The 14,210-nt window shown below is 76.6% G+C and carries 10 protein-coding genes and 1 pseudogene; 7 read left to right on the top strand and 4 right to left on the bottom strand.

What is annotated here, in order from left to right; all coding sequences use genetic code 11:
- Nucleotides 1–32: 32 nt before the first annotated feature.
- Nucleotides 33–1,241 carry a GNAT family N-acetyltransferase gene (locus KVT14_RS22350; protein ID WP_217615396.1) on the top strand — a complete coding sequence of 403 codons (1,209 nt, stop codon included), beginning with the start codon at nucleotides 33–35 and terminating at the stop codon, nucleotides 1,239–1,241.
- A gap of 134 nt (nucleotides 1,242–1,375) precedes the next feature.
- Here KVT14_RS22350 and KVT14_RS09255 read toward each other — a convergent pair whose 3' ends face one another.
- Nucleotides 1,376–2,173 carry a bifunctional 2-polyprenyl-6-hydroxyphenol methylase/3-demethylubiquinol 3-O-methyltransferase UbiG gene (locus tag KVT14_RS09255; protein ID WP_217615395.1) on the bottom strand — a complete coding sequence of 266 codons (798 nt, stop codon included), beginning with the start codon at nucleotides 2,171–2,173 and terminating at the stop codon, nucleotides 1,376–1,378.
- A gap of 81 nt (nucleotides 2,174–2,254) precedes the next feature.
- Here KVT14_RS09255 and KVT14_RS09250 point away from each other — a divergent pair, with 81 nt between their 5' ends.
- The 6 genes and pseudogenes from KVT14_RS09250 (at nucleotide 2,255) to KVT14_RS09225 (ending at nucleotide 10,996) form a co-directional block, all read left to right on the top strand.
- Nucleotides 2,255–3,643, top strand: a complete 1,389-nt coding sequence (locus tag KVT14_RS09250; RefSeq protein ID WP_217615394.1) for an MFS transporter — start codon at nucleotides 2,255–2,257, stop codon at nucleotides 3,641–3,643.
- Between the two features lie 32 nt (nucleotides 3,644–3,675).
- Complete coding sequence (locus KVT14_RS09245; RefSeq protein WP_217615393.1) at nucleotides 3,676–5,151, top strand: DUF3375 domain-containing protein; 1,476 nt, start codon at nucleotides 3,676–3,678, stop codon at nucleotides 5,149–5,151.
- Between the two features lie 64 nt (nucleotides 5,152–5,215).
- Nucleotides 5,216–5,797, top strand: a pseudogene (locus tag KVT14_RS22345) (DUF4194 domain-containing protein); the annotation flags it as partial.
- A 317-nt stretch (nucleotides 5,798–6,114) separates the two neighbouring features.
- Nucleotides 6,115–9,486, top strand: a complete 3,372-nt coding sequence (locus KVT14_RS09235) for an ATP-binding protein (protein WP_217615391.1) — start codon at nucleotides 6,115–6,117, stop codon at nucleotides 9,484–9,486.
- Between the two features lie 30 nt (nucleotides 9,487–9,516).
- Nucleotides 9,517–10,041 carry an adenylyl-sulfate kinase gene (locus KVT14_RS09230; RefSeq protein WP_217615390.1) on the top strand — a complete coding sequence of 175 codons (525 nt, stop codon included), beginning with the start codon at nucleotides 9,517–9,519 and terminating at the stop codon, nucleotides 10,039–10,041.
- Between the two features lie 271 nt (nucleotides 10,042–10,312).
- Nucleotides 10,313–10,996, top strand: coding sequence for a M23 family metallopeptidase (locus KVT14_RS09225; protein ID WP_308160989.1), 684 nt, complete (start codon nucleotides 10,313–10,315; stop codon nucleotides 10,994–10,996).
- A gap of 139 nt (nucleotides 10,997–11,135) precedes the next feature.
- Here the strand turns inward: KVT14_RS09225 and KVT14_RS09220 are convergent, their stop codons facing one another.
- From KVT14_RS09220 to KVT14_RS09210, 3 genes are all read right to left on the bottom strand, one after another.
- Nucleotides 11,136–12,440, bottom strand: coding sequence for an MFS transporter (locus KVT14_RS09220; protein ID WP_217615389.1), 1,305 nt, complete (start codon nucleotides 12,438–12,440; stop codon nucleotides 11,136–11,138).
- A gap of 55 nt (nucleotides 12,441–12,495) precedes the next feature.
- Complete coding sequence (locus tag KVT14_RS09215; protein WP_217615388.1) at nucleotides 12,496–13,374, bottom strand: hypothetical protein; 879 nt, start codon at nucleotides 13,372–13,374, stop codon at nucleotides 12,496–12,498.
- A partial coding sequence (locus KVT14_RS09210) for a hypothetical protein (RefSeq protein WP_217615387.1) occupies nucleotides 13,371–14,210 on the bottom strand: 840 nt, incomplete at its 5' end. The genes KVT14_RS09210 and KVT14_RS09215, both read right to left, overlap by 4 nt.

Here is a 14,210-nt window from a genome sequence, read left to right as displayed (position 1 = left end):
GCCCCACCGGCAACGACGCACCGGAGGACACCGTGCACGCCCGCCTCGTCCCGCTGCCCCGGGTGACCGCCGCGGACGCCCGCGCCTGGCGCCGCCTCGCCGACGCCGCCCTCGAGCCCAACGTCTACCTCGACCCCCGCTTCCTCGTGCCCGCGCGGCACCGCGGCCGCGACGTCGCGGACGTCCGGCTGCTGGTCGTCGAGGAGGGCGACGAGTGGCTCGCGCTGCTCGCGCTGACCACGACGACCGTGGCCCCCGGCGTGCCGCTGCGCGCGGTGACCACCGGCGGCACGTTCATGACGACCCACTCGGACCGGCACCACCCGCTCGTCCGGGCGGGCCGGGAGGTCGAGGCGCTCGGCGCGCTGCTCGGCGGCCTGCGGGAGGTCGGGCTGCCGGGGTTGGTCCAGCTGCAGCACTTCCCGCTCGACGGGCCGCTCGCCGATGCGCTGCGCCAGGTCGCGGCGCGCGGCGGGATGCTCGTGCACGAGCGGCGCCGGACGGAGAGCGCGTACGCGCGGCGGTCGGCGGTCCCGGAGCGGGTCCCGTGCGCGGCCGATGCGCCGCTGGTGGACCCGCCGCTCGCCGCCGATCACATGGGGGCGGGCCGGCGGAAGGACCTGCGCCGCCGGGTGCGCGGGCTGGCGCGGGACGCCGGCGGGCCGCTCGAGCTGCACGACGTGAGCGACGACCCGGCGGTCGACGCGGAGTTCGCCGCGTTCCAGGCGGCGGGCTGGAAGGGCGACGCCGCGCGCGGCGGTGCGGCGCTCGGCCTGGACCCCGTCGCGTACCGGTGGTTCCGCGACGTGGTCGCCGGGTTCCGCCGCGACGGGGACGTGACGGTGCTCCGGCTGACCGCGGGTGGCGAGACGGTGTACCTGAGCTACGCCCTGCGCTCGGGCGGCACGTACTTCGGGTTCCTCGACGCCTACGCGGAGCGGTTCGCCAAGTTCAGCCCGGGTGCCCTCGGCCGGCTGGCGGAGCTGACGTACGTGCTCGGCTCGACGGACGCCCCGGCGTTCGACCCCGCCTTCGACCCGCGGTACGTCGCCGGGACGCAGCTGTACCCGGAGCGCCGGGGCCAGGCCGACCTGCTGGTCTCGACCCGGGGGCTGGTGTCCCGGACGGCGGTGCTGGCGGCGCCGGTGGCAGCGAGGTTCGGCATCGGTGCCCGCGCGGTGGGGCTGCCGCTCGTGCCGGTGGGCGGGGAGCTCGCGGAGTGGCTGGCGCTGGTGGCCTGAGCGCGCCGGGCGCCGCCGGCGCCCGTGAGGTCGTCACATGGCGGTGAGGTCGGCCGTCGTTCGTGACGACCTCGTCGGCGTGTGGCGACCTCACCGGCGGCACGCGCAGCCTCGGCAGTCGCGGCGCCCCGCCGTCAGCGCCGCGCCACCGCCAGCAGGTGCCCCGACAGGTCCGCCGACTCCGGGTGCCCCTGCGCCCGCTCCGCGAGGACGACCGCCGCGGCGACCACCTGGTCGTCCGGCGGCACCAGCTCCAGCGCGAACGACCCCGGCCCCTCGACCCCCGCGACCGCGACGTCGCGCAGCCCGGCGTCCTCGACCTCCCCGGCGAGCTCGGCGGCGGTGTGGAAGTGCCCGGCGGGGAAGCCGTCCGCCGGGTCGAGCGGGCTCTCGCCCGTCTCGAGCAGGCGCAGCAGGCCGGTCCCGGGCAGGTCGGTGAAGCCGGCGCTCGTCACCAGGTCCGTTGCGGCGACGACCCGGGAGATCGCGCCCGCCAGCAGCACCCCGCCGGGCCGCAGCACGCGGCGGGCCTCGCCCAGCGCCGCGAGCCGGTCCGCGCGGTCCCGCAGGTGGTACAGCGGACCGAGCAGCAGCACCGCGTCGAACGACCGGTCCGGGAACCGCAGCGTGCGGGCGTCGCCGGGCTCGGCCGCGAACCCGCCCGCCGCGCGTGCGGCGGCGACGTGCTCCGGCACCGGGTCGACCAGCGTCACCGGGTGCCCGCGCCCGGCGAGCCAGGACGCGTGCACGCCGGTGCCGCCGCCGACGTCGAGCACCTCGGCCCCCGAGGGCAGGTGGTCGGCGAGCAGCCGGCGGGTGCGGGCGAGCTCGACCAGGCCGGCGGCGGACCGGGTGGTGAGCCGGGACGACTCGTCGAACCGCCCGCCGTAGTAGCGGCGGATGTGCGCGTCGAGGTCCGGCTGGCTGCCCATCGAGCCAGTCTGCGCGGACCGGCGCGCCCGCGTGGGCGACTTCGGTCCCGGGATCGCGGCCCGCTCGGTAGGTTCGCTCCCGTGAGCCGGCCCGAGGTCGCCGCCCCGCCCGCGCGCCGGGTGCGCTACGGGGTGCTCGCCGGCGCCCTGCTGACCCTGGAGCTCGTCGCGGGCGTCCAGTCGGTCCTGCTGTCGACGGTCGTCCCGGTGGTGGCCCAGGACCTCGACGCGCACGAGTACTACGGCGTGATCGTCGGCAGCGCCCAGGTCGCGATGTTCCTCACGATGCCGCTCGGCCCGGCGCTGCTGCAGCGGTTCCGGGTGGACCGGGTGCTGCTGCACCTCACCACGCTCGCCGTGGTGGGGGGCGTGGCGTCGGCGCTGGCACCGTCGATCGGCGTGTTCGTCCTCGGGCGCGCGGCGTCGGGGCTGGCGAGCGGCGCGCTCGCCACGGTGTCGCTCGCCGCGATCGTGACGGTGCTGCCGCCCGCGTGGCGGCGTGGGGTGCTGGCGGGCTACAACGTCATGTGGGTGGCGATCTCCCTCGTCGGCCCGCTGTACGCCGGGTGGGTCACCGCGGCGCTGAGCTGGCGGTGGGCGCTCGTGCTGTACCTCCCGCTGCTCGTCGTCGCCCGCCTGGTCGTGGCGCGACAGCTCTCCGGGCGGATGCGTCCCGAGGGGGAGCGGCAGCCCCTGGGGCTGGGCTCGGCGGTGGTCCTGGCCGCGGGTGTCGCGCTGCTGTCCGTCGTCGGGCTGCGCGGGCTGCCCGCGGGGTGGGCGGTGGCGGCAGGGGTCGGGGGCGCCGCGGTGGCCCTGGTGGCGGCGCGCCGGCTGCTCCCGCCCGGGACCCTGCGCGCCCGGCCCGGCCGGCCCCCCGCCGTGGCCACCTTCGCGCTGGTGTGCGCGGCGTACTTCGGGGCCTCGGGGATCGTGGCCGTCGTGGTGCACGACCTGCTCGGCGGGACGACCCGCGACGTGGTGCTGGTGCTGGGCGCCAGCGCGCTCGGCTGGGCGGTCGCCGGGCTCGGGGTGAGCCGGTGGCCCGCGTCCCTCCCGGGCGGGTACGTGCGTCGGTCCACGTCCGGCGGCCTCCTGCTGGCCGTGGGCGTGCTGGCGGTGGCCGCGACTGTGCTCGCCGACCCGGCCGCGCCCCGCGTGGGGATGGCGCTCGCGGGCTGGGCCACGTCGGGCGTCGGCATCGGCCTGGTCTACCTGGAGACGCTCAACCGGGTGGTCGAAGAGCCGCGGGAGGCGGACGGGATCTCGGTGCCGCAGGCGGCCGCGGCCGTCGTGATCGCCGAGTCCGTGGCCACCGCCGTGACCGAGACACTCGGCGCCGCGTCGGTCGGCCGGGGCGTCGCAGGGGGCGGGGGCCAGGCCGCCGCCGTGGCGGTGCTGGTCGGCGCCGCGGTGCTGGCGCTCGCGGTCCTCCCGGGCGCGCGCCGCGCGGTCCGCGGTCCCGCGTCCTGACCACCCCCGCCGGTCACCTACGCTGTCCGGCGATGATCACTCGTGCCGAAGGGGCGTACCTGGGCGCCGTCCGGGCCTTCCAGAACCCGATGCTGGACCTGCTCCACAAGCGGCACGCCCCCCTCGTCGTCTCCCTGCTCTCGCTCGTGTTCACCGCCGAGCGGCCCCAGGTCCCGGTCGCGGACGCGCACACCGAGGTCGGCGACGCCCTCGACCAGCTGCGCACGGCCGGCCACGGCGACGACCTGCCGACCGGCTCCGCGCGCGACCTGTGCCGCCAGTGGGCCGACGCCGGCTGGCTCGCGCGGCAGGTGCTGGACGACGACGTCGAGGTCTACAGCCTGTCGGCGCACGCCGTGGGCGCTCTGGAGGTCGCGGGCCGCGCGGGCGGGACCCGGGCCCGGGTGTCGCAGTCGCGGGTGCGGACGCTGCTCGACGCGGTCGAGCGGCTCGCCGAGGACGCGGACCCCGACGCGCTGATGCGGATGGCCCGGCTGGACGCCGAGATCACCCGGCTCCGCGGCGAGCTCGACCGGATCCAGAAGACCGGTGAGGTCGAGCAGACCGACGAGGAGACGCTGCTCGAGGAGGCCGAGAACGTCCTGCACCTGGTGCGGGAGCTGCCGGCCGACTTCGCCCGGGTCGCCGAGTCGATCAAGGTCATGCAGCGCGACGTCGTGCAGGCGCTGCGCCAGGACGAGCGGCCGACCGGCGAGGTCCTGCGCGAGTACCTGGAGCGCGGCGAGCACGTGATGGACTCGACGCCCGAGGGTCGCGCCTTCGCCGGGGCCCTGCGGCTGATCGGCGACCCGCAGCGGCTCGACCACCTCGCGACCCAGCTGTCGACCGTGCTGCGGCACCGGTTCACCCGCCGGCTGCCCGCGCAGCAGCGCGCGGAGCTCCGGGACATCGGCCGCCGGATCGAGCAGGGGCTCGACCAGGTGTTCACCGCGCAGCGCGAGGCGTCGTTCGTCATCACCGCGCAGGTGCGCAACCACGACCCGCTCCGCGACCGGCAGGTGGACGAGCTGCTGCGCGACGTGATGACCGGACTGCAGGCGTGGGTCCCGGGCGCCCGCCGGGGCCAGGCGGTCGACCCGCTGCGCCGGCTCCCGGTCGCCGAGGTCGAGCACCTGCGCCAGACGGCGGGCGACGTGCGACCGGCCGAGCCGCCGAGCCCGCTGACCGCGTGGGACGACGACGACTCCGACGCGTCGGCCGCGGAGGCGCTCGCCTGGGGCGGCCCGCACTACGCCGACCTGGGGTCGCACCTGGTGGCGTTCGCCGAGGGTGCGGGCACCGTCGACGTGGGGGCGGCGTTCAACGCGGCCCCGGAGCCGCTGCGGCGGCCGGTCGACCTGCTCGGCCTGCTGGAGATCGCCCACCAGCGCGGCATGACGGAGACCGACGAGGTCGCCTACGTCGACGCGGTCCGCCCGGACGGCACCCGGCGGCGGTTCGCGTTCGGCGGCGTGATGACGATGACGAAGGACGAGGACGATGACTGACACCACGACGGCCGAGACCTTCCCCGGCGCCGACGACGTCGAGGCGTTCATCGACACCGTGTCGATGGAGGAGGACCCGGCCGAGCTGTTCCCGGGCGACTCCGGCACGCTCGACGCCGACGTCCGCCGCGTCCTGGTCCGGCTGCTGCAGCGCCGGTTCCTGCTCGCGGAGAAGAACCGCCAGCAGTGGCGGACCCTGCTCGACAACCAGCAGGTGATCGAGTCGCGCCTGCACGACCTGTTCGTGCACCTCGTCGTCGACCACCAGCGCGGCATCGCCTACAAGCGGCAGGTGCGCTCCGACGAGCTCGACGTGCCCGTGCTGCTCCGCGACGAGGCGTACACCCGCGCCGAGACGCTGGTGCTCGTGCACCTGCGCACGGTGTTCCAGCGTGAGCGCGGCGCGGGGGAGACCTCGGCCCGCGTGGACGTCGAGGAGATCGAGCAGACGGCGCTGACGTACTTCGACCCCGACGACACGAACGTCGCCGCCCGCCAGCGGGAGATCCGCGCCGCGGTGCTGCGGCTCGCCAAGGAGGGCGTCGTCGAGGAGGAGTCCGAGGGGCGCTACCGGGTGACGCCGCTGGTCGAGGTGGTGCTGAGCAACGAGCGGCTGTCCGAGCTGAGCGCGTGGCTGCGGGAGCAGGTGCGGACCAGCGGGGCGGTGGCCGAGGACGCGGCTCCGGTCGACGACGCGGTTCCCGCCGACGGCGTGCTTGCCGACGCCGAGGCCCCGGTCGACGACGACGAGGCCACGGCCGACGACGACGCCCCCGCGGGCGACGCCGGCACCGCCGAGGGCGACGAGCCCGCCGAGGAGCCGGTCGACCTCGGGCCGACGCTCGAGGAGGCCGCCGCCGAGGAGCCCGCGGAGCCTGCCGCGCCCGCCGCCCCCGACGACGACGTCCCCGCCGACCCGCCCGGCGCCACCCCCGCCGACGACGCCTCCGAGGAGGTCGCACGATGACGATGGTCGACACCCTGTTCGGCCTGATCCCGGCCGCGTCGACGGGCCAGCAGTGGGTCGCCCGCGACCTGCAGCTCGTCAACTGGGGCGGCTACGACGGCCACCACCGGGTCCGGTTCGCCCCGACCGCGACGCTGCTGTCCGGCGGCTCCGGCTCCGGCAAGTCGACGCTCATGGACGCGTACATCGCGCTCCTCATGCCGCACACCACGCCGTTCAACGGCGCGTCGAACGGCGGCGTCGTCGGCCGCCCGCGCGGCAAGGACCAGCGGAACATCCTGTCGTACTCGCGCGGCAAGCTCGACGAGACGCGGGCCGCGGACGGCACGAAGCAGCGGGTGCTCCGCGGCGACGGCCGGGACACCTGGTCGGCGATCGCGATGACCTGGGTCGACCAGGCGGGGCGCGAGCTCACCGGCGTGCGCGCCTGGTACGTGCCGTCGGCCGCCCGCACGCTCGAGGACGTCATCGCCCTGCGCGCGACCGCGGACGGACCGTTCGACCTGCGCGACCTGGAGGCCGCCGCGGCCGACCGGTTCCCGCGTCCCGTGCTCACCGCCGCCGGCCTGACGCCGTTCGACACCGACCGCGAGTTCACCGCGCGGCTGCACTCGACGCTCGGCATCGGCGCGACCGGCGACGGCGCGAAGGCGGTCGCCCTGCTCGGCCGGATCCAGGCGGGCCAGCAGATCACCACCGTCGACGCCCTGTACAAGGCGATGGTGCTCGAGGAGCCGAGCACGTTCGCGACGGCCGACGCGGTGGTCGAGCAGTTCGACAAGCTGTCCGGCACCCGCGAGCAGATGATCACCGCCCGCCAGCAGGTGAAGGCGCTGGAGCCGATCCGCGCGCACCGCGAGGCGCTGGACGAGGCCGCCGAGCGGCTGCGGGTCATCGACCGGGTGGGCACGCTCGACGACGACCGGTCGACCGCGACCCTGTGGCGGCACGAGCGCCGGCTGGGCCTGCTGCGCGCCGTCGAGGAGGAGCTGGGCCGCGAGCACCAGCATGCCGAGAAGCGCGCCGCGGAGACCACCGGCCGGATCGCCGCCGCGCGGTCCGAGCTGGAGGGCGTGCGGGAGACCCTGTGGTCGTCGGGCGGCGACCGCCTGGCGACCGCGCAGCGCGAGCTGGTCGCGACCGAAGACCGCCTGGAGCGCGTGACCCGTGCCCGCGGCCGGCTCGACGACGTGCTGCGCACCGCGTTCGGCACCACGGTGTCGAGCGAGAAGGAGTTCGACGCGCTGGCGGCGCGCGGCCGGCAGGCCCAGGCCGACGGCGACGCGAAGTCCGAGGCGCGTGCGGAGTTCGGCACCGCGATGTCGGAGAAGAAGGCCGCCGGGGTCGACCTGGCCGTGCTGCGCTCCGACCGGGAGGCCGTGGCGCGCCGGCAGGACAACATCCCGGGCGACCTGCACCGGGCGCGGGCGGCGCTGGCCGAGGCCGCCGGGCTGACGCCCGAGGAGCTGCCGTTCGTCGCCGAGCTGATCGAGGTCCGCACGGAGCACGAGCCGTGGCGGGACGCGTTCAACCTGGCGCTCGGCGGGTTCGCGACGCTGCTGCTGATCGACGCCGCGCACGTGACGGCCTTCCGCCGCGCGATCGACGCGGTGCCGACGGCGCGCCGCATCCGGTTCGAGGGCGTGCCGACCGACCTGCGGTCGGACGTGGCGCTGGACCCCCGGACGCTCCCGGGGCGGCTCGACTTCCGGAACGGCCCGTTCACGGGCTGGCTGCGCAGCGAGCTCGCGAGCCGGTTCGCGTTCGTCTGCGTCGACACCCCGGGCGAGCTGTCCCAGCACCCCAAGGCGCTGACCCGCTCGGGCCAGGTCTCCGAGGGGCGCCGCGGCGCCCACGGCGGCCAGGGCCGCGCCAACGTCCTGGGGTTCACCAACACCCGCCGCCTGGCGCACCTGGACGAGCAGATCGCGGCGGCGCAGGCCCGGCTGGACGACGCGGAGCGCCAGGTGCGCGCCGCCGAGGACCGCCTCGACGCGCACGACGTCGAGCTCCGCGCGTACGAGCAGCTCGACGCGGTGAGCTGGGACCAGGTGGACGTCGCCGCGGTCGAGGCCGAGCGCGCCCGCTGGGCGACGGTGATCGAGGACGTCACGTCCGGCAATCCCGAGGTCACCCGGCTGCAGCAGCGCGTGGTCGAGCTCGAGAGGACGATCCGCGACCTGACCGAGGAGGTCGGCCGGACCAAGGGCTCCGCGGAGGACCTCGGCGGGCGCTGGTCGACCATCACGGACGAGGTGGACGCCGCGCAGCTCGCGCTGGACGAGGCGCAGGACGCGGGCGTGACGGTCGGCGAGGACCAGCGGGCGTACCTGGACGCGCTGCTCGGCGGGACGCCGACCGGCGCGGGTGGCCCGGGCGGGTCGCGCCCGGCACCCGCCGCCGCGCTCGCCGCGTTCGACAGCACCGTCGCGCGGGCGAACGAGATCCTGCGCACCGACCTGCTCGCCGCGCAGCAGACGATCGGCGCGGCGCGCGAGGCGCTGCGCCGGACGTTCGAGACGTTCGTCGAACGCTGGCCCGACCCGAACCTCGGCACCGACCCGGACGCCTCGTACGCCGACTTCGCGCGCATCCTCGGGGCGCTGGAGACGTCCGGGCTGCACGAGCTCGAGGCCGAGTGGCGCAAGAGCCTGCTGCGGCTGTCCGGCAACGACCTCACGGACCTGCACCACGGCCTGAGCCGGTCGGTCCGGGAGATCAAGGAGCGCATCCAGCCGGTCAACGACATCCTCGCGGACCTGCCGTTCGCCGACGACGGGCACCGGCTGCGGATCGACGCCCGGGACACGCAGTCGACGGTCGTCGCGCGGTTCCGCAAGGAGCTGAAGGACCTCCAGGAGCTGCTGGCCACCGAGGCGTCCGACGCCGATCGCGAGCGCCGGTACCACCGGATGGCGAAGGTCATCGACCGGATCCGCCGGACGTCCCCGGACTTCGCCGACCTGGTCGACGTGCGCCGGCACGTGCGGCTGAGCGCGGAGAAGGTCGACCTCGACGGGAACCACGTCGCGCTGTACGACCACATCGGCGAGAAGTCCGGCGGCGAGTCGCAGGAGCTCGTGGCGTTCATCGTCGGCGCGGCCCTGCGGTACCAGCTCGGCGACGCCGGGGCCCCGCGCCCGCGGTACGCCCCGGTGTTCCTCGACGAGGCGCTGATCAAGGCGGACGCGCGGTTCACCGGCCGGGCGATCGGCGCATGGCGCGGGCTCGGGTTCCAGCTGGTGATCGGCGCGCCGAACGACAAGTTCAGCGCGCTGGAGCCGCACGTGGACCTCAAGTACGTGGTGCTCAAGGACACGGCCGGGCGGTCGCGGACCAAGCCGGTCGCGGGCGTCGCGGCCGGCTGACGCGGCGCGGCGAGCCGGAGGGAGGGCGGCATGGAGCCGGAGGTGCTGCTGGTGGCCGGGCGGTCCGGCTCGGGCAAGTCGTCGGTCGCGTTCGAGCTGTCGGCGCGCTGGCAGCGGTCCGGGCTCGCGCACTGCCTGGTCGACGGCGACAACCTGTCGGCCGCGTATCCGAAGCCCGCGTCCGACCCGCACGGCACCGCGCTGACCGAGGCGAACCTCCGGGCGGTGTGGGGCACGTACGCCGCGGCCGGCTACCGGCGGCTGGTGTACGTGAACACGGTGAGCGTCCTCGAGCGCGAGCTGGTCACCCGGGCGCTCGGCGGCCGGGCGCGGGTGTCCGGGGTGCTCCTCACCGCGTCCGCGCGCACGATCCGCACCCGGCTCGGGGCACGGGAGATCGGGTCGGCGCTCCGGGAGCACCTCGACCGCTCGGCGGCGGCGGCGGAGCTGCTCGACCGCGCCGCCGGACCGTGGGTCACCCGGGTGGCCACGGACGGCCGCACGGTCGAGGAACTGGCGGCCACGGTCGCGTCAGCCTCCGGCTGGGAGCCCTGACGCGCCCTCGGCCTCCCGCCCCGCCGCCCTCTCGCCCTCCCGCCCTCCCGCCCTCTCGCCCTCTCGCCCTCCCGCCGAGATAGGACCGTGCCGTCGAGATAGGACCGCCCACGGTCCTATCTCGACAGGGGGGGGTCCTATCTCGGCGGGGGAAGCGCGGGCGCGGGCGGGGGAAGCGCGGGCGCGGGCGGGGGAAGCGGGGGCGGGCGAGGGCCGGAGGGGGTCGACGGCGGGCGGCGCGGGCGCGGTGCGGCGTGGGAGGGTGGCGCGCGTGAGCGGCGACGGCGCGGGGCCCGTGGTGCTGCTCGACCTGCCCGGCGACGGGTGCTGGCGGGTCGAGAACAGTCCCGCGCGCCGGGTGCCGAGCCACGGGACGGACCTGCTCGCGCTGCGGTACGCGATCGACCTGGTCGGCACGGACGCCGACGGACGGTCGGCGCGGGTCGTGGACTGGCGCACCGTGCTGGCCGTCGAGCCGCCGGAGCGGTTCGTCGGGTTCGGTCGGCCGGTGCTGGCCCCGGTCGGCGGGACGGTCGTCCGCGTGCACGACGGCGAGCCCGACCACGGCGGCCGCCGCTCGCCGCTGACCCTGCTGCCGTACGCGCTCGGGCAGGCGGGGCGGCTGCGGCGCGGGATCGCGGCGGTGGCCGGGAACCACGTCGTGGTGACGCGGGCCGACGGCGCGTGCGTGGCGGTGGCGCACCTGCGCGCGAGGTCGGTGCGGGTGCGGGCCGGGCAGGTCGTCGCGGTGGGGGAGCCGGTCGGCGCGTGCGGCTGCTCCGGGAACGCCACAGAGCCGCACGTGCACCTGCAGGCGATGGACGGCCCCGACCCGGCGCGCGCCCGCGGCCTGCCGATCGCGTTCGGGGCCTACGAGGAGCGGTCCGCGGACGGCTCCTGGGCGCCGCGCCGGCACGTGGTGCCGCCGGAGGGCGCGGTCGTCCGGCGGGCGTGAACGTGCTCGCGCCCCGCGGGGCGGTCTCGCCCCCGAGTTCGGTGCCTCCCGCCGGGTTCGGTGCTCCTGAGTACCGAACCCGGCGAGGACCACCGAACTCGCGGGAGCGTCGCCGCCCCGCGTCCGGGGTCGGTGGGCGTCAGCGCTCGCGCACCTCGGGCTCCGGCGCGTCGACCGTCCGCTGCGCCGGCGCCTCGTCCTCCGGCAGCGGCTCCGGGGCGTCGTCGGTGTGCGCGACGTGCCGCAGCTGCCCCCAGATCAGCACCACGAACAGCGCCGACCCCGCGAAGGCGAACCAGAACGGCGCGGTCACACCCCAGTGCTCCGCGAGCACGCCGCCGACGGCCGACCCGACGACGAGCCCGCCGAACACGCCGACGGTGTACACGCTGCCCACCCGGCCCTGCAGCGCCCGCGGAACGGCGCGCTGCCGGACGCTCACCGACGTCGTGCCCCAGACGAGCTCGTGCACGCCGAACAGGAAGAAGATCCCGATGGCCACCCAGGCCTGCCGGGTCAGCGCCAGCCCGAGGTGGGTCAGCGTCTCGACGATCAGCCCGATCCGCATGAGGTTCCCGAGGCTGACCCGCCGGGTGATCCAGCCGTAGATCACGCCGCCGACCAGCCCGCCGACCGCGCTGACGGTGGTCAGCAGGCCGAACCCGATCTCGCCGAGCCCGAGCCGCCGCGTGGCGTAGAGGACGAGCACCGACCACGCCGCCCCGAACGTGATGTTGAAGATGAAGATGGTGAGCACGAGCGTGCGGACCGCGGGGTGCCGGACCGTCCACCGGAAGCCCTCGGCGATGTCCCGCCCGAGGTGGCTGCGGCGCTCCGGGTCGCGCGGGACCGCGGGCAGGACGATGCGCGCGACGAGCAGGGCCGCGGCCGCCACGAGGAGCGCCTGCCCGGCGAACGGCCAGACCGCGCCGGCCGCGAACAGGGCGGCGCCGAGCGGCGGACCCGCGAGCTTGTTGACCGTGATGAAGCCGGTCTGCAGCCGGGAGTTCGCCAGCGCGAGGTCGTCGCGGCGCACGAGCATCGGCAGGAAGGTCTGCGCCGCGTTGTCGGCGAACACCTCGGCGGTGCCCAGCGCGAAGAGCACGGCCAGGACCAGGACGATGGAGGCGTGGCCGGTGCCGATGGTCGTGGTCAGCACCCCGAGCACGAGCACCCGCACCCAGTTGACCACGAGGACGATCCGGCGGCGGTCCCACCGGTCGGCCAGCGCCCCGGCGAGGAGCCCGAACAGCAGCGGGGGCAGCCACTGGACGGTCGCCCCGAGCGCCACCAGGCGCGCGTCGTCGGTGAGCGACGCGACCAGCAGCGGGCCCGCCGCCATGGCGATGCCGTCGCCGAGGTTGCTGGTCCAGGACGACGCGATGAGCCACCGGAACGGGGTGCCCAGCCGGGCGGGCAGGACGGTCTCGACGAGTCGGCTCACAAGGGCGAGATGCTAGCCCGCGCCCGGCGCCCCGCCGACCGCATTCCGTGCCGCCTCATCCTTCAAGCGCCTCGAGGATCGTCGCGGCGACCCGGGCGTCCGACAGGTAGCCCGAGATGCCGTGCTGGTTCGACGTCGGGTTGTCGACCTTGCCGTAGTCGTCGATGCCGTCGACCGGGAACCAGGGCGCCGTGAGCGGGTGCAGGGCGACGAGGTCGTCGGGGTCGTAGGCGTTGAACCAGGCCCCGACGGGCGCGGGCCAGGACACGGGCCGCAGCGTGCGGCTGATGTTCGTCACGCCGAGCGGGGAGCCGACGCTCACGAGCAGCGGGACGTCCCAGCCGCGGGTGGCCGCCTCCCGGCGCAGCAGGTTGTACGCGACGACGGTGCCCAGCGAGTGCGAGACGACGACCGCCCCGTCGGTGCCGTCGAGCGCCTGGCGCACCCCGTCCTCGATGGTGTCCCGGACCCGCACGTTGTGCAGGTACTGGTAGACGTCCCGGGTGGCCAGCGCGATCGACCACGCGCTGACGTTGGGCAGCCGGTCGAGCGCGGTGAGCGTCGCCCGGACCCAGCGCCAGTTCATCGGGCCGCGCTCGACCGGGCCGTCGGCGCCCGCCTCCCGTGCGGCGTCCTCGGCGACGCCGGCCTGCTCCGCGATCTCCAGCAGCGCCTCGCGGACGAACAGCGTCTCGGCGTCCGGCCCGGCGTCGGCACCGCGGACGACGACCTCCGCGGCGTGCTCGGCGTCCCCGGAGACCAGGTCGAACAGCGTCTGCCCGTAGTAGGGGAGCCGGACCCGCTCGTCGGGCAGGTCGAGCGGGCGGCCGGCGTGGTGCGCGCCCTCGTCGAGCGCGGCGAGCCACTCGCGCTTCACCGCCAGCGGGTCCTTGTGCTCCTGGGCCCTGCCGTGCACCAGCACGAGCGTCCTCATGGCTCCTCCTCGGGTCGGGCCGGTACGGCGGCCGCGGCGGCGACCTCCGCGACGCGCGCGGCGTTCTCGGCGGCGAACAGGGTCCAGTGCGACGGCAGCCGCGCCGGGAACGACAGGGCGTGGTCCCGCACGGCGGGCGGTGCGGCAGCGAGCAGCGGCCAGCCGCGGGACAGCAGCGGGACGGGGGTCAGCAGGTCGGACCAGTCCACGGGCTCGTCGTCGTGGCCCGGGTCGGGGCCGGAGGCCAGCAGCACGACGTCGAACAGCCGCGCGCCGGGGGAACCGGGGGTCGCCAGGTCCGCGATCGCCGCGCGCCGGCCGCGGTCGTGCAGCTCCCAGGCGCGGTAGAGGGCGGCGAGCGGGTCGGTGTCGATCGCGACCGCGGGGCGCTCGGGCCGGTCCGGCACGGGGTCGGGCCCAGCCCGCCCGGGGGCCCGGTCGAGGCCGTCGTCCCCGTCGTCCTCGTCGTCCGGGCGCAGCCCGAACCGGGACCACGCGGCGGCCAGCGCCCGGCGGGCGACCGCGCCGTCGACCCCGGGCGGGGGCGGGCCGCCGTCGGCACCAGGGGCGCGCGGCAGCGCGCAGTCGACGAGGCAGCCGCGCTCGACGGTGGCCAGCGTGACCCGGCCCGGCAGGGTGGGCAGCACGGCGCAGGCGCCCGAGGCGAACGTCACGACGACCGCCGTGGCGGACACGGGGACGACGTCGAGGGCGCGGTCGCCCTGGACGACGACCAGCGGCCCGCCCGGGCGCGGCGCGGCCGGCAGCGGGGCGACCTCGAGGTCCGGGGCGCGGGCCGGCGCCGGGACGGCGGCCGGGGGAGCGGCGGCCGGCGA

Origin of the sequence: Cellulomonas sp. GbtcB1, from assembly GCF_019091725.1 — a bacterium.
GTDB lineage: Bacteria > Actinomycetota > Actinomycetes > Actinomycetales > Cellulomonadaceae > Cellulomonas.
Note: the sequence above shows the minus strand (reverse complement) of the source record. Positions and strands in the feature narration are given on the sequence as shown.

What these genes read in the sequence shown, in the direction of transcription:
- KVT14_RS09245 (WP_217615393.1), top strand. Translation starts at nt 3,676, where the DNA reads ATGATCACTCGTGCCGAAGGGGCGTACCTGGGCGCCGTCCGGGCCTTC.
- KVT14_RS09215 (WP_217615388.1), bottom strand. Translation starts at nt 13,374, where the DNA reads ATGAGGACGCTCGTGCTGGTGCACGGCAGGGCCCAGGAGCACAAGGAC.
- KVT14_RS09230 (WP_217615390.1), top strand. Translation starts at nt 9,517, where the DNA reads ATGGAGCCGGAGGTGCTGCTGGTGGCCGGGCGGTCCGGCTCGGGCAAG.
- KVT14_RS09235 (WP_217615391.1), top strand. Translation starts at nt 6,115, where the DNA reads ATGACGATGGTCGACACCCTGTTCGGCCTGATCCCGGCCGCGTCGACG.
- KVT14_RS09255 (WP_217615395.1), bottom strand. Translation starts at nt 2,173, where the DNA reads ATGGGCAGCCAGCCGGACCTCGACGCGCACATCCGCCGCTACTACGGC.